Consider the following 16,865-nt stretch of genomic DNA (forward strand, 5'->3'; position numbering starts at 1 on the left):
GCCAGCACTTCTGGCGTTTTTTATTGCCTGGCGATTACATCTCTAGCGCTGACACGCAGCACAAGAGCGCTAGTTATATGCCGTAGCGCTGCCGCAGTTGCAGTGCATACTCACGCCACTCGCCCAACAGCAATTGCTGCGTAGCCGATGAGTTATCCAGCGCTTGCGCCAGCGCCGCATCAAAACTCATCAAGGTATTAGGTGCGCCCCATTCCGGCGCACTCAGACGCCGCTGACAGAATTCTCGCCAACGTTTTTGCTCAGGCTCCGACAAAGTTTCCGGAAAGTTGCGCGCCCGGTAACGAAACAACAACTCCGGCAGGCGCCCGTCATCGAACGGCCAGTCTTCCCGGGCTAACCGTTGCGGCTCGGCGCAGCGCACTTGCTCACACAAACGGCGATCGCGATCACCAAGAAAGCCGTCATATAACTGCTGTTCTGGATCTTGGCTCGGCGCAAACTCATCCGCGTTATAGAGTGCTACCAACTTATCCTTCCAAACCGGCTGCGCCTCACGCAGCAATGCAGCGCGCGCCTCACACTCTCCCATATCGATTTGTAAACGCTGTCGATCACCGTCACGTAGCACACTCAACGGCGCCAGAACCGGACAGCGATTGACATGCAACAACTTCAGCGATACCGGCAACTCACCTTCCGCCAACTGCTCCCGCCGGGTGTACAGCAGCCGCCGCAGGCTGTCGGCATCCTGCTCCAGCAACGGCGCCGGATCAGCCTGTAGATCGCAGACGATCAGGGCATTGCGATTGCGTGGATGCCAGGCCAGCGGCAGAACCACCGCCAAGTAATGCCGGGCGGCCGCAAAGCGCCCGGAAATATGCACCAGCGGCTGCAGCAAGCGGATCTGGTCGAGCACACGCTGCTTGCTGCGCAGTTGGTAGAGGTAATCATAGAGTTTCGGTTGCTTGGCGCGGATCAGTCGCGCCAGCCCGATTGTGGCGCGCACATCGGACAACGCATCGTGGGCCTGACCGTGGTCAATCCCGTTCGCGGCGGTCAAACGCTCCAGTTTGAGCGTGACCCGGCCGTCCTCTTGCGGCCATTCGATACCTTCCGGCCGCAACGCATAAGCGGTACGCACCACGTCGATCAGATCCCAACGGCTATTACCGCCCTGCCACTCACGCGCGTACGGCTCGAAGAAATTGCGATAGAGGCTGTAGCGTGTCACTTCATCGTCGAAGCGCAGGCTGTTATAGCCCGCCCCGCAAGTTCCCGGAGCGGATAATTCGGCATGCACACGCGTCATGAACTCCGCTTCGCCCAAGCCCTGCTCGGCGAGCCGGCTTGGGGTGATCCCCGTGATCAGGCAAGCCGCCGGGTGCGGCAGGATGTCGTCGCTCGGCCGGCAATAGAGGTTGAGCGGTTCGCCGATTTCGTTCAGCGCCTCATCCGTGCGAATTCCGGCGACCTGCAACGGGCGATCACTGCGCGGGTCGATACCAGTAGTTTCGTAGTCGTACCAGAAGATGCTCGAGGTCACAGTCGATTCCTAAAACGGAGGGCTGCGGCAGTCTAGCATCCACCGTCATCAAGCCGCCGGGCAGGCGTTCAGCAGCATAAAGTTTGATACCCCGCACAGCCGCGCCATCCCTTTAACCATGCGTCTTGTCGGCCACTGGCCAGTACCGCTAGCATGGTCGAGACTGGAAGTTCACCCCTCATCACAAGGACGACCAACATGAGCGACTCCCTCGCCCCAAATCCGTATGCAGCTCCGGCCAGCAACCTGCAAGAGCCAACTGTAGGCAGCCAGGTGCCGACCATCGCCGAAGCCTTAAGCCGTGGTTACAACTTCAATATCGGTGACCTGATCAGCGAGGCCTGGCAGCGCACCAAAGGCACCAAGGGCATCATCCTCGGCGGCTTTGTCATCTATTACGTGGCCATCTTGGTGATCACTACGATCCTCGGCTTGGTCTTCGGCTTTGTCGGCCTCGAAGCTGAAGAAGGCGGCGGCGCCACCCTAGTGGTCAGTCAACTGCTGATTGGCCTCATCGGCTCGGCCCTCACCTACCCCTTCCTGGCCGGCATCATGATGACGGGCATTCGCCGGGCCGCCGATCAGCCGCTGAATTTCAACGAGATGTTCAGCTACTTCGGCCTAGCGCTGCCCCTGATCGTCACGGCCCTCATCATGATGATCCTGATGTATGTCGGTCTGCTGCTTCTGGTCATTCCAGGTATTTACCTGAGTGTGGCTTATATGCTCGCCATTCCGCTGGTGGTGGAGCGCGGCCTGTCGCCCTGGCAGGCGCTGGAAGCCTCGCGCAAAGCCATCAGCCAACACTGGTTCAAGGTATTTGGCCTGCTCCTGCTGCTCGGCCTGATTATGGCGGTGAGCATGATCCCGCTGGGGATCGGCCTGATCTGGAGCATCCCACTGTTCGTGATCAGCATGGGCGCGCTCTACCGCATCATCTTCGGCGTGCTGCCAGCCGCCAAATAAGCCACGCATAGGCTCTGGGCCGTTAATACGGCCCGGTTGGTTGCTTCCCCGCCTGGTGCTCGCTAGCATCGGGCTTTCCTCGACGCAGTTCGCCGATGCCTCTCACGTCCGCCGCCAAGTTCCACACTGGCACGCCTACCGGCGTGACGCTGGACACCCGCTTTCAGGTGGAAACCCCGGAAGGTATCGACCTCATTCTGCGTCCCGCCGGCCTGGTGCCGCGTGCTCTCGCCTTCGCCATCGATCTGGCGATCCGCGGCCTGGTGCTACTGGTGATGTTCGCTACCCTCGCCTTGCTCGGCCAACTCGGCATGGGACTCGGAACGATCCTGCTGTTTCTTGTCACTTGGTGGTACATGGTGCTGTTCGAGGTGCTCAACCAGGGGCGCTCACCGGGCAAACAGTTAATGGGCCTACGCGTCGTTCACGATGATGGCACGCCGGTCGGCTGGGCCGCTTCGCTGACCCGTAATCTGCTGCGCTTCGTCGATATTCTGCCGTTCGGTTACACCCTGGGCATACTCAGTTGCCTCAATCACCCGGCCTTCAAACGCTTGGGCGATCTGGCCGCTGGAACCTTGGTGATCTATCGCGATGCCCCGCTAAAGCGCCCGCCACTCCTGGTCGCCGAACCTTTGCGCGCGCCCTTCCCTTTGAGCCTCAGCGAACAGCGTGCGCTGCTGGGCTTTGCCGAGCGCCAGGCAGAACTCTCCAGCGCCCGCCGTACCGAGTTGGCGGCGATTCTCGCCGAACCGCTAGCCGTACCCGCTGAGCAGGCTGAAGCGCAGATCAACCGCATCGCCTGCGGCTTGGTGGGACCAACATGAAACAGAGCTTGTTCGAAAGCCGCCACCAGGCCGATTGGCAACGCTTCACCCAACTGCTCGATGCGCTGGAACGCGGCAAGGCCGAGAGCAAGACCTGCCAAGGGTTCGCCTCCGACTACCGACATCTTTGCCAACAGTTGGCGTTGGCCCAAGAGCGGGGCTATAGCAGCCACCTTATCGATCAACTGCAACTACTGGCCATGCGCGGCCATCAGCAGTTTTACCGGCACCGTAGCCACCTCGGTGCGCAGTTGATTGGTTTTGTCCTCGGCGGCTTTCCCCGTCTGGTACGCGCCGAATGGCGTAGCGTGCTGGTCGCCAGCCTATTGTTCTTCGGCAGCCTGATCGGCATGGGGTTGCTGGTTTATCTGTTCCCCGATCTGGTTTACAGCGTAATCGCCCCCGAACAGGTGGCCTCGATGGAATCCATGTACGACCCCGACAGCACGCGCATTGGTCGTTTCGGCGAACGCAACTCCGGCGACGACTGGATGATGTTCGGCTTCTACATCATGAACAACATCGGCATCTCCTTTCAGACCTTCGCCAGCGGCCTGTTGTTTGGCCTCGGCAGTTTGTTCTTCCTGCTGTTCAACGGCCTGATGATCGGTGCCGTGGCCGGTCACTTGACTGAGATCGGCTATAACCAGACCTTCTGGTCCTTCGTCATCGGCCATAGTGCCTTCGAGCTGACCGGCATCGCGTTGTCCGGTGCCGCTGGCCTCAAACTCGGTTGGGCGTTACTGGCGCCGGGCCGGTCGACCCGTACTGAAGCTTTACGCTTGGCGGCAGGACGTAGCGTTCAGCTGGTCGGCGGGGTGATCCTGTTTCTGTTGATCGCCGCCTTTATCGAGGCGTACTGGTCATCCATGACCCACACCACGCCGCTAATCAAATACCTAGTCGGCGCCGGGCTGTGGCTGCTGGTACTGGCCTATTTTGTCTGCGCTGGACGGGCTGCCCATGCGTCTGACTGACGCCAGCGTGGTGATTCGCCCGCGGAGCGCCTGGGAGGCCCTGGACCTGGGCGTACTCCTGGCGCGCCGCCATGCCAGCCTGCTGATGGCCAGCTGGGCGCTGGTGACCTTGCCGATGTTCGCGTTGCTCAGCCTGCTGCTGTGGAACTACCCGAGTTGGGCCCTGTTCTTGTTCTGGCTGTTGAAACCGGCCTACGAACGCCTGCCGCTGCACATTCTTTCGCATGCCTTGTTTGGCGATACGCCGACACTCAAGCAAGCGCTCAAGGCCTGGCCGCGCTTGCTCAAGCCGCAACTGCTGGCCAGCCTGACCTGGCGCCGTCTGAGCTTGACCCGCAGCTTCGATTTGCCGGTGCTACAGCTCGAAGGCCTCTCTGGCCAAGCACGCAGCCAGCGGCTGATCGTCCTCGGCCAGCGTGACGCCGGTGCCGCAACCTGGCTGACCCTCGTCGGCATGCACCTGGAGGGCGCCCTGTGGCTGGGCCTGATCACCCTGTTCTACCTGCTGCTGCCACAGCAGATCGAACTGGACTGGAGCTGGCAGAGCCTGATCGACGCCAGCTCCGGCGAGTGGCGATGGCTGGAGCACCTGTCCAACCTGCTCTACGCGTTGCTACTGATCATCTGGGAACCGGTCTACATCGCCTGCGGTTTCACCCTCTACCTGAACCGCCGCACAGCTTTGGAAGCCTGGGATATCGAGCTGGCCTTCCGGCGCCTGCGCCAGCGCCTTACTGGCGTCGCCTACGCCCTGCTGCTCGGCGCCGGCCTGCTATTTTTGCAATCACCCAGCCCCGCCTGGGCTGCGCCGGCCAGCATTACGCCGCCCAATATCAGTAGTTGCCCGCTGCCCAGCGAAGACCCGCTGGGGCCACAGGCCGAACGCCTGCAGCAGCAACCACTGACCAGTAAAGCCGCGCAGGCCAGCATCGGCGCCCTGCTTGACCAGCCGCCCTTTGAGAATCGCGAAACCGTGACGCGCTGGCGCTTTGCTGAAGCAAGCAATCCGAAAGATCCGAGCGAGGCCGACAGCCAAGGCCTGGCCAGGCTGATCAAGCACGTCCTCGACCTGCTCGGGTTCTGGAGCAGCATGGATAAGGTCGCGTTGCTCTTCAAAGTGCTGCTCTGGGGGGGCGTCATAAGTTTGTTGGTACTACTGGGGTGGCACTACCGCGACTGGCTGAGCACCTTCGCCGGCCGTTTTGCTTCGCCGCAGCGGCGCCAACCGGCCATGCCGGCCATGTTGTTTGGCCTGGAAGTCGCGCCGGAAAGTTTGCCCGAGGATGTCGCCAGCGAAGCCGAACGGCTCTGGGCAGAGCAGCCGCGCGAAGCGCTCGGCTTGCTCTATCGCGCGCTACTCAGTCACCTGCTGCACGACTTCCGCCTGCCGCTAAAGGGCTCGCACACCGAAGGCGAAGTCCAGCAACTGGTGCAAAGCCTAGAGCAGGCCGAGCTGAGCCGCTTCACCCAGGTGCTGACGCGCCACTGGCAGAACCTCGCCTATGGCCACCGACTGCCACCGGAAAACCTCAAGCGCGGTCTCTGTGAAGGTTGGCGTCGGCTATTTCATCAGGGTGCCCACACATGAGCCGGCGCACGTCCTTCTTCCTTGGTGCCGGCCTGTTCCTCGCCCTAGGTCTGCTGGGCATCTATCTGCTCAGCCGCGTATCGCCCTACCAAACCACCATCAAACACGGGCCCGCACCGGAAGTTGCCGCCAATCCCTATCTGGCCGCTGAGCACTTTCTCCGCAGCCGGGGCTTGAGCGTGCAGCGTACCGACGGCCTGGAGGTTTTGCCCTCCTTGCCGAGCCAAGGGCAAACACTGCTGCTGCTCGGCGCGCGTAAGCATATGACTCCGCGGCAAGCCGAACGCGTACTGGAGTGGGCCGCCAAAGGCGGTCACCTGCTGTTCGTAGCCGAGCGCGTGTGGGACGAGGACGCAGGTAAAAGTGGCGACCTGCTGCTTGACCGCCTGGAAATCCAGCAGTCCCTGACAGAAGACCTCGACGAAGAAGACGAAGAAACCAGCGAGGCTGACGCAGACAGTGCCCAAGCGCCGGCAGACCAAAACGCTGCAAGCGAGGAGGACAACGCGGCCTCGGCACCCAGCAACGAGCAGGCGCCTGACGCAGATGAGTCGAGCCCGACAGACGAGCAGAGTGTTGATGAGGACCGCTACCCGGAGTTGACCAAGCTGTACCTGGAGAACGAGAAAGCTCCGGCGTACATCAGCTTCGATACCGACTTTCACCTCTACGATGCCAAGAATCAGGCTCAGGCCTGGGCCAACAGCAGCGACTCCACCCACATGCTCCAGCTCAACCACGGCGACGGGCTGATCACCGTGCTGACGGACAGCTGGATCTGGCAAAACCGCGACATTGGCAACTACGACAACGCCTGGCTGCTCTGGTATCTGACCCAAGACAGCGCCGTCACCTTGCTCTACCGCGCCGACCACGACGACTTGGCCAGCCTGCTACTGCGAAACTTCCCCGAAGCGCTGGTGGCGCTGGCGCTGCTCATCGCCCTGACGCTCTGGTCGGTCGGCCTACGCCAAGGGCCGTTGCAAGCCCCGGCCAGCCGCGCACGTCGGCAATTGGCAGAGCACCTGCGCGGCAGTGCTGATTTTATCCGCCGTTGCAGCGGCCAGCAGAGCCTGCTGCAAGCTCTGCAACGCGACATCCAGCGTCAGGCACGCCGCCGTCACCCCGGTTTCGAACGCCTCGATGTCGCGGCGCAATGGCAGATTCTCGCTCGCCTGACCCGTCTGCCGACCAGCGCCATCAGCCAAGCCATGCGCCCGCTGCCCCCGCAGCGCCTTTCCGCCACCGACTTCACCCGCCAGGTCGCCCACCTGCAAACCCTTAGGAATGCCCTATGAGCGAACAGACGCCCGAACAGCCAATAACAGAAACCACTGCAAGCGCGGCTGCCAACCCGGCGGCGGCACCTGCAGCCAATCCGGCAGTGCAACGGCAACGCGCCAGCCAGCTGGCCCAAGCCCTGCGCCAGGAACTGCAAAAGGCCGTGATCGGTCAGAGTGCGGTGATCGACGATGTGCTGACCGCCCTGATCGCTGGTGGCCACGTGCTGGTCGAGGGCGTGCCCGGGCTCGGCAAAACCCTGCTGGTACGTGCTCTGGCGCGCTGCTTCGGCGGCGAGTTTTCGCGCATTCAGTTCACCCCCGACCTGATGCCCAGCGACGTCACCGGACATGCCGTGTATGACCTGCAGTCCGAGCAGTTCAAGCTGCGCAAGGGCCCGGTATTCACCAACCTGCTGCTGGCCGATGAAATCAACCGCGCCCCGGCGAAAACCCAGGCGGCGCTGCTGGAAGTCATGCAGGAGCGCCAGGTGACCCTGGAGGGTCGTGCGCTGCCGGTGCCGCAACCCTTCATGGTGCTGGCCACGCAGAATCCCATCGAGCAGGAAGGTACTTATCCACTGCCGGAAGCCGAGCTCGACCGCTTTATGCTCAAGCTGCGCATGGACTACCCGTTGGTCGACGAGGAACTGAGCATGGTCCGGCAGGTGAGCCGCTCATCCAAGGCCGACATGCTCGAGGTCACGGCACTACGCACCCTGCTGCAAGCCAAAGATGTGCAGGCCCTGCAGAAGATCGCCAGTGAGCTGCCGCTGGATGAGCAAGTCCTCGACTACGCCGTCCGCCTGGCCCGCGCCACCCGTAGTTGGCCGGGTCTGGCCATCGGCGCGGGACCGCGCGCCTCGATCGCCCTGGTGCGTGGCGGCCGTGCGCGGGCGCTGTTGCGCGGTGGCGACTTCGTGATCCCGGACGATATCAAGGGCTGCGCCCTGGCCGTGTTGCGCCACCGCATACGGCTATCGCCGGAACTGGATATCGAAGGACTGTCGGTCGATCAGGTGCTCCAGCAGTTGCTTGATCAGGTCGCAGCGCCACGCCTATGAAACGTCCCGCATGAAACCGTCCCGCACACTGTTAGTGCTGCTCGGCGGCCTGCTCGGCGCAGCCATCTTGCTCGGCGCCTTATCGGCGCTGGGAGTCAAGCTGCCCGCAACTCTGCAGCCACTCTGGTGGGGCCTGTTGCTCGCCCTGACGCTGATTGCGCTGGTCGATGCTGTCTGGCTACACCGCCAGCCCTCACCGCACCTGGAACGCCAATTACCGGGCAACCTGTCGCTAGGCCGTTGGGGCGATGTCCAGCTGACGGCCCACCACCGCTTCAGCCAGGCGCAAACGCTGGAGGTGTTCGACCACGTGCCCGCCGGTATGGAGTTCGAACACCTGCCGCAACGCATCGAGTTGCACCCCGGCGAGCGGACTCAATTCAGCTACCGTGTGCGCCCGCTCGTGCGCGGGCACTACAGTTTTCCCCGCTGCGAGCTCCGCCTGCCCAGCCCGCTGCGCCTGTGGCAGGGCCGACGCTACCTCGAACTTGCCGCTGAGACCCGCGTCTATCCAGACTTCGCCCGCCTCTATGGCGCCCAGTTGATGGCGGTGGACGACTGGCTCAGTCGGCTCGGGGTGCGCCAGCGCCCACGCCGCGGCCTGGGGCTGGAATTCCATCAACTGCGCGAGTTCCGCGACGGCGACACCCTGCGGCAGATCGACTGGAAAGCCACCGCACGCAAACGCACCCCGATTGCCCGTGAATACCAGGACGAACGCGACCAGCAAATCATCTTCCTGCTCGATTGCGGTCGCCGGATGCGCAGCCAGGATGGCGATCTCTCGCACTTCGACCACGCCCTCAACGCCTGCCTGCTGCTCAGCTATGTAGCCCTGCGCCAGGGCGATGCAGTGGGGCTGGCGACCTTTGCCGGTGACCAGCAGCGCTTCCTGCCGCCGGTCAAAGGCCCGGCACAGCTCAGCGTTTTGCTCAACGCCGTCTACGACCTGGATAGCAGCCAGCGCCCGGCCGACTTCGCCGCTGCGGTGGACGCCCTGCTCGCCCGCCAACGCCGCCGCGCGCTCGTCGTACTGGTGAGCAACCTGCGCGACGAAGACGACGAGGAATTGCTCAGTGCGCTCAAACGCCTGGGGCGCCAGCATCGCGTACTGCTCACCAGCCTGCGCGAAGAAGTCCTCGACAAGCTGCGCCAGGCGCCGGTGCAAGGCTACGAAGATGCCTTGGCCTACTGCGGCACCGTGGATTACCTGAATGCCCGCGCCGGCCTACACGAGCGGCTAGCCGCCCATGGGGTGCCGGTACTGGATGCACGGCCAAGCGAACTCGGGCCAGAGCTGGTCGGGCGTTATCTCGCGTGGAAGAAAGCTGGGGTGTTTTGATCTGGAATAGAAGCGCTACGCCCGCCTACAGATTAGTAGGGTGGAATCCCCGAAGGGGCTTCCACCGCCGCTAGTCCGATTTGGTGGGTTACGCCGCTGCGCGGCTAATCCACCCTACCTGCTCACCCGCCTGAGCGTGGCGTTATACCGATGCGGCTAACGGGTGGAAGCTGAAATACAGGCGTAAGGCATCAACCATCTCGACATAGTCCGCCGGTGGCGCGACCAAGGCGAAACCGGAATCGTAGCCGCCCGGGGTGACATCTTCGCGGCACCACTGACAGGTGGCCGAGAAGTCGATGAGGTGTTGGCCAGCCTGCCCAGGAATCTTCAAACACATGTCGAAACGCGCGCCCACCAGCATCGGCAGTTGGCTGATCAGCATCAAACCATCCAACGAGACGTTGCCGATGTAACCCATCGGCTTATCGGTAATGCGGTTGAAGACCTTCAGGTAGTAAGGCAGCTGATGGCGTTCGATTCGGCGTTCAATTCGCATGATGGCAAATCGCTATAAATGGCAACTAAGTATGGTCGCACTCTTACAACCGAGCCAGTCTCAACCACAGCGGTCGGCCACGCGGTCGGTCAATTGGCGACGAGCGGCGTCTATCTGGGTATCGCTGTAATAGACCCGCTGGCCCTGCGCATCGGTTGAATAGTAACGCCCCCCATCGGCTAGCTGCGCCAGCCTATTGCGTAGCTCACGGCACTCTTGCTCACGCTTGTCCTGGCGCTCTGCCGCTTGGGTCGAAGCCCGCTCCTGCTCCTGCCGACGCGCCTCATAAAACTTCTCGGTGCGCGCCTCGCGCTCGCGGGTGGCGGCATCGCGTTCGATCACCTGCGGCTTGACCACAATCTGTTCGGCACCCGCAGCCGGGCGCTGATCGAAGTGCACCTGTCCCTGAGCATCGGTCCAACGGTAGATCTCCGCTGCGGCCAATCCCGGCCACAACAGTACACAACACCACAGGTAACGCATGGCTTTCCTCCCTGAAATAAGACTTGAGCTTAGCGCTGTGCAGCAGCCACTCAAGCAGGCCACGACCGGCGGCTAGACCACGGCCGAACGGTCATCACAATGACGCTGCAGAGGCCTTGGCCGGCTCCGTCCGGTGGCCGAGTTGCTGCAAGGTGTCCAGGCGGGCACGGGCACGGTACGCATACTCGCTCGTCGGGTAGCGAGCGATGATGAATTGATAGGTCTGCGCCGCGTCGACAAACAACTTCTCGCGCTCCAGGCATTGGCCGCGTAGCAACGAGATTTCCGGCTGCAGATAGTTACGTGAGCGGCTCTTACGCTCCGCCTTCGACAACTCCAGCATTACCCGATCGCAATTGCCGCGACTGTACTCGTGATAGGCATTGTTCAGATGGTAATCGAGCGACCAACGGGTGCAGCCAGCAGCACTCAGGGCCAAGGCCAGAACTAGAAAAATTCGCATGGGCATATCCTCCGATGTGCAGTTTATCGACCGTCTCGGCAAAAACTGCAGATTCCAGAATGCAGCATATCCTCCGATTGGAACTGCACCGCAGCGCTTGGCTCGCAGCGCTGGCGCTGACTAGACTGGCCGCACCCGGCCCAGGTGCCAAGGAAACATCATGCCCACTCGCCTCGCTCTGTTGGTCTGCTCTGCCTTGCTGGCCGCCTGTTCTCCCACCACGCCCTTGTTTATCGCCCAGGTCACCACCCACGAGGTGGCCGAGTACAAGACGCTGAAGAGCAACCGCATGACGGCGGCGATAGAAGAGGAAGGCGATCTGCTGACTTACAGCGCCATGGCCATCCGCGATGCGAAAAGTGCCCAGGCCGAGCAAACCTACCTGGCCGGCTACCACGACAAAAAACTCAGCCCTGAAGTCCGCGCCATCGCGCTGTACCAGATTGGCCTGATTTATATGAGCCGCTACAACGATGAGCGCAACGACGAGAAGGCACTCAACTGCTTTTATCAGGTGCAGAACGAGTTTCCGGGGACGCGTGCAGCAATGCGCAGCACTGCTCGCATCGAGTTGATCCGCCAGCGCGCCCAGGAACCGGTGCAGAAAACCTCGCGCGAGCTGCTGGCACATTGGCAACCCAGCCAAAACCTCGACCTCTACCAAGCCAGTCTCGACCCGGATATGACCCTGCTGTCGCGTCGCGCGGTGCTCAAGGATCGGGTTGCAGAAGCCGAAGAACTCTACCAACTGGCCCTCAGCGATAGCGGCGTGCAGGCGGACATCAAGGCAAAAGCGCTCTACCAGTTAGCCCTGATGTACCTCGCCCCCGACAACCCCCACGCCAATCGCGACAAGGCCATCGCTTACCTGCGGCAGTTGCTGGTGCAGTTTCCGAGCAGCGAACTGACCAGCCAAGCGTCGCGCCATTTGGATCAGGCACTTAACCAGGCGACACCCTAAGCTGTCACGTTCAAGCCCTGGCGGCGTCTTTTACCGCCATGCAATGTTGCCATTCCTCGCCATAACTGGCTATGACTCGTCGTGGCGCCTTGCCTGGCGATAAAATCCACTCGCCATCCCCTCGCCAAATTTATGCGCCGAGGTACTAGGCTTAGTGCACCGAGACCGATGCACTCAAGCCTTTGCAGCACACCGATCGGCAATCTCGCAGAGCGCTTTTGCGGCGACGCGCCAGGTCCTGCCGGAGCTACAAACCGTTGTTTTAGGTAGTGCAGCGGAACAATGACTACAGCGCCGCAGCATAGTAGCCTCGCACTCTGCTCGAACCCTGGAGTCCCTCGCATGACCTTCCGTCGCACTAAAATCGTCGCCACCCTCGGCCCGTCCAGCAACTCCCCTGAAGTGCTGGAACAGCTGATCCTCGCTGGCCTGGACGTTGCCCGCCTGAACTTCTCCCACGGCACCCCGGACGAACACAAGGCGCGGGCGCGCCTGGTTCGCGAGATCGCCGCCAAGCATGGCCGCTTCGTCGCGCTGCTCGGCGACCTGCAAGGGCCGAAGATTCGCATCGCCAAATTTGCCGATAAACGCATCGAGCTGAAGGAAGGCGACACGTTCCGCTTCTCCGTCACGCATCCGCGCGATGCCGGTACCCAGGAAGTGGTCGGTATCGACTACCCGGACCTGATCAAAGACTGCAAAACCGGCGACGAACTGTTGCTCGATGATGGCCGGGTGGTGATGCGCGTCCAGTCGACGACTGCCGACGAGCTGAACTGCAAAGTCCTGATTGGCGGGCCGCTGTCCGACCATAAAGGCATCAACCGCCGTGGCGGAGGCCTAACGGCTCCAGCGCTGACCGCCAAAGACAAGGCCGACATCAAGCTCGCCGCGGAAATGCAGCTGGATTACCTGGCGGTGTCCTTTCCGCGCGATGCCGCCGATATGCAACTGGCCCGCCGCCTGCGCGACGAAGCCGGTGGTAGCGCCTGGCTGGTGGCGAAGATCGAACGCGCCGAGGCGGTGGCCGACGACGAAACGCTGGACGGCCTGATCCGTGCCAGTGATGCGGTGATGGTCGCCCGCGGCGATCTCGGCGTTGAAATTGGCGACGCAGAACTGGTCGGTATCCAGAAGAAAATCATCCTCCACGCGCGCCGCTACAACAAAGCGGTGATCACCGCGACGCAAATGATGGAGTCGATGATCAGCAGCCCGATGCCGACTCGTGCGGAAGTCTCCGACGTCGCTAACGCCGCGCTGGACTTCACCGACGCAGTGATGCTTTCAGCCGAAAGTGCCGCCGGTATGTATCCGGTAGAAGCCGTGACCGCCATGGCACGCATTTGCGTCGGTGCCGAAAAACACCCGACCAACAAACGCTCCAGCCACCGCCTGGGCCAGACCTTCGAGCGCTGCGATGAAAGCGTCGCCCTGGCGGCGATGTACACCGCCAACCATTTCCCCGGTGTGAAGGCGATCATCAGCCTGACCGAAAGCGGCTACAGCCCGCTGATCATGTCGCGCATCCGCTCCGAGATCCCGATTTTCGCCTTCTCTCCGCACCGTGAAACCCAGGCCCGTGTGGCCTTGTTCCGCGGCGTCTACACCGTGCCCTTCGACCCAGCGGCACTGCCGGCGGACAAAGTCAGCCAGGCAGCGGTCGACGAACTGCTCAAGCGCGGCGTGGTACAGAAAGGCGACTGGGTCATCCTGACCAAGGGCGACAGCTACCACACCACCGGTGGCACCAACACGATGAAGATCCTGCATGTCGGTGATCCGTTGATTTAAGCGCAGCCGTTGTTAATGAAAAGGGCCGCTCAATGAGCGGCCCTTTGCTTTTGTAGGGTGGGTGAAACCCACCATCGACATCAAAGGTGTCGCGATTGCCGACGCGTTGCGCCGGTTGGTGGGTTGCACCCACCCTACGCCCTACGCAAATTTGGAGAAGTCCGGTTTGCGCCGCTGCATAAAGGCCGATAACGCCTCGACGGCTTCCGGCGAACGCAGGCGCTGACCGAACAACTCGCCCTCTTCGGCAATCACCTGCCGCAGCGCTTCGCGGCCCGGCGCTTTCATTAAGCGCTTGCTGACCTCCACCGCCGAGGGCGCCAATTGCTGGAAGCGCAGCGCCATCTCACGGGCTTTAGCCAAGGTGGCCGCGCCATCCTCCAAGGCCGCATTGGCGATACCCCAGGCAACCGCCTGTTCACCGCTAAAGGACTCACCCAACAGCAGTAGTTCAGCCGCTTTGGCCTGACCGAGCATCTGCGGCAGGATCAGGCTGGAGCCGAACTCCGGGCACAGACCGAGGCTGACGAAAGGCATTTTCAGCGTGGCATCGCGGCTGACATAGACCAGGTCACAATGCAGCAGCAGCGTGGTGCCGATGCCGACGGCGGCGCCAGCGACGGCCGCGACTACCGGTTTCTTCATCTCGAACAAGGCGCGCATAAAGCAGAAAACCGGACTATCCAGCCCTGTTGGCGGCGCCTGGAGGAAGTCGGCGACATCGTTGCCACTGGTGAAACACTCGGTGCTGCCGCTGATCAGCACCGCGCGCACGCTCGGGTCGGTATCGGCGGCTTCCAGCACCTCAGCCATGCGGCTGTACATCGCGCGGGTCAGCGCATTCTTCTTATCCAGGCGATTCAGGCGCAGGGTCAACAGACCCTCTTCGCGCTCAACGACTACATGCTCGCTCATATCAATCCTCGGGTAGCGCCCGTGCTCAGAACCTGTTCGATATCTGTCTACGCTTGTTCAGGCAAGGCGCTCGACTAGATCTTGAACAGGTTCTCAGCGCGCGTGGGGCAAAAACAGGTCAGCGAGCATCTGGTTGCGCGGCAGACCAGCCAAATAAAGCCGGCGGGCGAAAGTTTCGACGCTGGCAGGGTGGCCGCAGAGTAAGGCGAGGGTTTGTCGTGAAACAAGCCGCAGTTCAGCCAAAGCCGCTGGCAACTCGGCCGCACTGAGCAGTTCGACCTGCAGTTGCGGGTAGCGGCGGGCTAACTCGGCGAGTTCGGCGGCGAGGTAATGCTCGGACGCGTCGTGAGCCAGATGGATCAGCCGAATAGCGCCCTGATGATCCTGCCGCAAGGCTTCGCGCAGCACCCCGTACAGAGGCGCCAAACCGGTGCCGGCGGCCAGCAGCCAGAGCGGTCGCGCCTGCCAGTCCGGGTCGTAATGCAGGGCGCCGCTAAGCAACTCGCCTAAACGCAGCCTATCTCCAGCGTTGAGTTGGCGCGCCGCATCGCTAAAGGCGCCGCTTTGCCGGCAATCCAGATGAAACTCCAGCCAGGGATCTTCACCCGGCAGGCTGGCCAGGGAGTATGGCCGCGCCACGCCCGTCGTGCTCCACAGGACCAGGTGCTGACCCGCGCAATAGCGCAACGGTCGCTCGGGAAGCAAACGCAGACGCAGCACACTGGGGCTAAGCCAGGTACAGCTGTCGACCCGTGCCGGCAAGCCATCGCGCACGGGGTCGAACACTTCAACACTCAGGTCTTCGACCACTCGGCATTGGCAAGCCAGGCGCCAACCCTCCTCACGCCGCTGCGCCGCCAGCGCCTCGGGTTTGGCATCCAGCGGTTCGCCACGCACACAACGGACCAGACAGGCATGACAACTACCCGCGCGACAGCTGTAGGGCACCGCGATACCCGCGCCGTGCAGGGCATCCAACAGATTACTGGCCGGGGCCACCGTGCAACGCTGGCCGGCGACATAGAGCTCAGGCACCGCTGCCCTCCCACGCTGCATCGCAGCGGTTACGCCCGCCACGTTTGGCCCGGTAAAGCGCCTGGTCGGCCCGGTGCAGCGCCTCGTCGAGATCATCCCCCATGGCCAGCAAGGTCATGCCGGCAGACAAACTGATGCTCTCCACCTGCACCCCGACCGGCTTGGCACTGGCAAACGCTTCACGCAGGCGCTCACAGCAGGCGGTGAACTGATCGGCATCGGTATTGGGTAACAACAACACAAACTCCTCACCGCCATAGCGCGCCAAAATATCGCCATCGCGCAGGCACGCCTGCGCCACCGCGGCGAAAGTTTGCAGCACGCGATCACCGGCCGCATGCCCGTGAACATCATTGATCCGTTTGAAGTAATCCAGGTCGATCAGCGCCAAACCATGCTGGCGCCCTGGTCGAAGGCCAGCCAGCTCCCGCGCGGCAAGCCGGAGGAAATGCCGACGATTGAACAGTCCGGTCAGTTCGTCCGTCGCGACCAGATCTTCTAGCTGGCGCATCATGCCGCGCAGGGTGTCCTGGTGCGCCTGCAAAGCGAATCTCCGCTGCCGCATGCGTTGGCGCAGCCCCTGCACATAACCGGCAAACAGGCTCAGCCAAACCAGCACAAAAAACAACGCACAGACTTGCAGCAGCGCCAGCCCCGGATCGGCCAGGCGCATTTGGTAGGCATCCCAGAGGTTGATGCCGGCGAAGCCGAAAAAAGCCAAAGCCGCGCACCGGGCAAAGATCCGGGGCTGCAGCTGAAATACGCCAAACAACAGAATCAACGCGTAGATCACCAGTAAGGTGCCACGGGCACTATCGAGGTTGGAAAGCAGGTAGGTATGCCAAGCCAGGGCTAACAGCACCTGCGGCTCGGTCAGGCTGGGATCGCGGAAGCGCAGGTTGTAGCCACTGATAAACACGACAAACAGAATGACTTGACTGAGTACCACCAGAGCGCAGCTGATCAGCGCGGTGGACAAAGGGGCGCGGTACAGATCACTGAGCACCGTGATCCAGAACAAGAGCAAACTGAGGCCGTAGGTTGCCACCGCCATGCCAAAACGCTTCAGCAACAGGCTTTGCAGGGCTCTATGTGTGACCCTTTCACTTGCGGTGCTCATGGGCTCCATCCCGTACTGGCATCTTGCCGCCACTCTACAGCTGTGAT

The 16,865-nt window shown here is 62.1% G+C and carries 16 protein-coding genes; 9 read left to right on the forward strand and 7 right to left on the reverse strand.

What is annotated here, in order from left to right:
* Nucleotides 1-73: 73 nt before the first annotated feature.
* Nucleotides 74-1,504, reverse strand: a complete 1,431-nt coding sequence (sbcB, locus tag D3879_RS13920; protein ID WP_119954800.1) for an exodeoxyribonuclease I — start codon at nucleotides 1,502-1,504, stop codon at nucleotides 74-76.
* Between the two features lie 198 nt (nucleotides 1,505-1,702).
* Here sbcB and D3879_RS13925 point away from each other — a divergent pair, with 198 nt between their 5' ends.
* From D3879_RS13925 to D3879_RS13955, 7 genes are all read left to right on the forward strand, one after another.
* Entirely contained in the window at nucleotides 1,703-2,470 is a 768-nt protein-coding gene (locus D3879_RS13925; protein ID WP_119954801.1) for a DUF975 family protein, read from the forward strand.
* Nucleotides 2,471-2,565: 95 nt separating this feature from the next.
* Nucleotides 2,566-3,297: an RDD family protein gene (locus D3879_RS13930; protein WP_119954802.1), complete on the forward strand. Its 732-nt coding sequence runs from the start codon at nucleotides 2,566-2,568 to the stop codon at nucleotides 3,295-3,297.
* On the forward strand, nucleotides 3,294-4,274 hold the full coding sequence (locus D3879_RS13935) for a stage II sporulation protein M (protein WP_119954803.1): 981 nt from the start codon (nucleotides 3,294-3,296) through the stop codon (nucleotides 4,272-4,274). Before D3879_RS13930 ends, D3879_RS13935 begins: the two co-directional genes overlap by 4 nt.
* Nucleotides 4,261-5,862, forward strand: a complete 1,602-nt coding sequence (locus D3879_RS13940) for a DUF4129 domain-containing protein (RefSeq protein ID WP_119954804.1) — start codon at nucleotides 4,261-4,263, stop codon at nucleotides 5,860-5,862. Before D3879_RS13935 ends, D3879_RS13940 begins: the two co-directional genes overlap by 14 nt.
* Nucleotides 5,859-7,160, forward strand: coding sequence for a DUF4350 domain-containing protein (locus D3879_RS13945; protein ID WP_119954805.1), 1,302 nt, complete (start codon nucleotides 5,859-5,861; stop codon nucleotides 7,158-7,160). Before D3879_RS13940 ends, D3879_RS13945 begins: the two co-directional genes overlap by 4 nt.
* A complete protein-coding gene (locus D3879_RS13950; protein WP_119954806.1) occupies nucleotides 7,157-8,206 on the forward strand; it encodes an AAA family ATPase in 1,050 nt (349 codons plus the stop codon). Before D3879_RS13945 ends, D3879_RS13950 begins: the two co-directional genes overlap by 4 nt.
* Before the next feature lie 10 nt (nucleotides 8,207-8,216).
* On the forward strand, nucleotides 8,217-9,548 hold the full coding sequence (locus D3879_RS13955; RefSeq protein WP_119954807.1) for a DUF58 domain-containing protein: 1,332 nt from the start codon (nucleotides 8,217-8,219) through the stop codon (nucleotides 9,546-9,548).
* 142 nt (nucleotides 9,549-9,690) lie between these two features.
* Here the strand turns inward: D3879_RS13955 and D3879_RS13960 are convergent, their stop codons facing one another.
* The 3 genes from D3879_RS13960 to D3879_RS13970 all read right to left on the reverse strand — a co-directional run bounded on the left by D3879_RS13960 (nucleotide 9,691) and on the right by D3879_RS13970 (nucleotide 10,993).
* The gene (locus D3879_RS13960; protein WP_119954808.1) at nucleotides 9,691-10,047 is read right to left on the reverse strand and encodes a PilZ domain-containing protein; all 357 of its coding nucleotides are present in this window, start codon (nucleotides 10,045-10,047) and stop codon (nucleotides 9,691-9,693) included.
* A gap of 60 nt (nucleotides 10,048-10,107) precedes the next feature.
* The gene (locus D3879_RS13965) at nucleotides 10,108-10,530 is read right to left on the reverse strand and encodes a DUF4124 domain-containing protein (RefSeq protein WP_119954809.1); all 423 of its coding nucleotides are present in this window, start codon (nucleotides 10,528-10,530) and stop codon (nucleotides 10,108-10,110) included.
* 94 nt (nucleotides 10,531-10,624) lie between these two features.
* Nucleotides 10,625-10,993, reverse strand: a complete 369-nt coding sequence (locus tag D3879_RS13970) for a tetratricopeptide repeat protein (protein ID WP_119954810.1) — start codon at nucleotides 10,991-10,993, stop codon at nucleotides 10,625-10,627.
* 160 nt (nucleotides 10,994-11,153) lie between these two features.
* Between D3879_RS13970 and D3879_RS13975 the strand changes: the two genes are divergently transcribed.
* Both D3879_RS13975 and pyk read left to right on the forward strand, forming a co-directional pair.
* The gene (locus tag D3879_RS13975) at nucleotides 11,154-11,954 is read left to right on the forward strand and encodes an outer membrane protein assembly factor BamD (protein WP_119954811.1); all 801 of its coding nucleotides are present in this window, start codon (nucleotides 11,154-11,156) and stop codon (nucleotides 11,952-11,954) included.
* A gap of 342 nt (nucleotides 11,955-12,296) precedes the next feature.
* Nucleotides 12,297-13,748, forward strand: coding sequence for a pyruvate kinase (pyk, locus tag D3879_RS13980; protein WP_119954812.1), 1,452 nt, complete (start codon nucleotides 12,297-12,299; stop codon nucleotides 13,746-13,748).
* 141 nt (nucleotides 13,749-13,889) lie between these two features.
* Here pyk and D3879_RS13985 read toward each other — a convergent pair whose 3' ends face one another.
* The 3 genes from D3879_RS13985 to D3879_RS13995 all read right to left on the reverse strand — a co-directional run bounded on the left by D3879_RS13985 (nucleotide 13,890) and on the right by D3879_RS13995 (nucleotide 16,818).
* Nucleotides 13,890-14,663, reverse strand: coding sequence for an enoyl-CoA hydratase (locus D3879_RS13985; RefSeq protein WP_119954813.1), 774 nt, complete (start codon nucleotides 14,661-14,663; stop codon nucleotides 13,890-13,892).
* 93 nt (nucleotides 14,664-14,756) lie between these two features.
* Nucleotides 14,757-15,698: an iron-sulfur-binding ferredoxin reductase gene (locus D3879_RS13990; protein ID WP_119954814.1), complete on the reverse strand. Its 942-nt coding sequence runs from the start codon at nucleotides 15,696-15,698 to the stop codon at nucleotides 14,757-14,759.
* Entirely contained in the window at nucleotides 15,691-16,818 is a 1,128-nt protein-coding gene (locus tag D3879_RS13995; RefSeq protein WP_119954815.1) for a GGDEF domain-containing protein, read from the reverse strand. The genes D3879_RS13990 and D3879_RS13995 overlap by 8 nt, the downstream gene beginning before the upstream one ends.
* Nucleotides 16,819-16,865 lie beyond the last annotated feature (47 nt).

It is taken from the genome of Pseudomonas cavernicola (assembly GCF_003596405.1).
In the GTDB taxonomy this organism is placed as follows: domain Bacteria; phylum Pseudomonadota; class Gammaproteobacteria; order Pseudomonadales; family Pseudomonadaceae; genus Aquipseudomonas; species Aquipseudomonas cavernicola.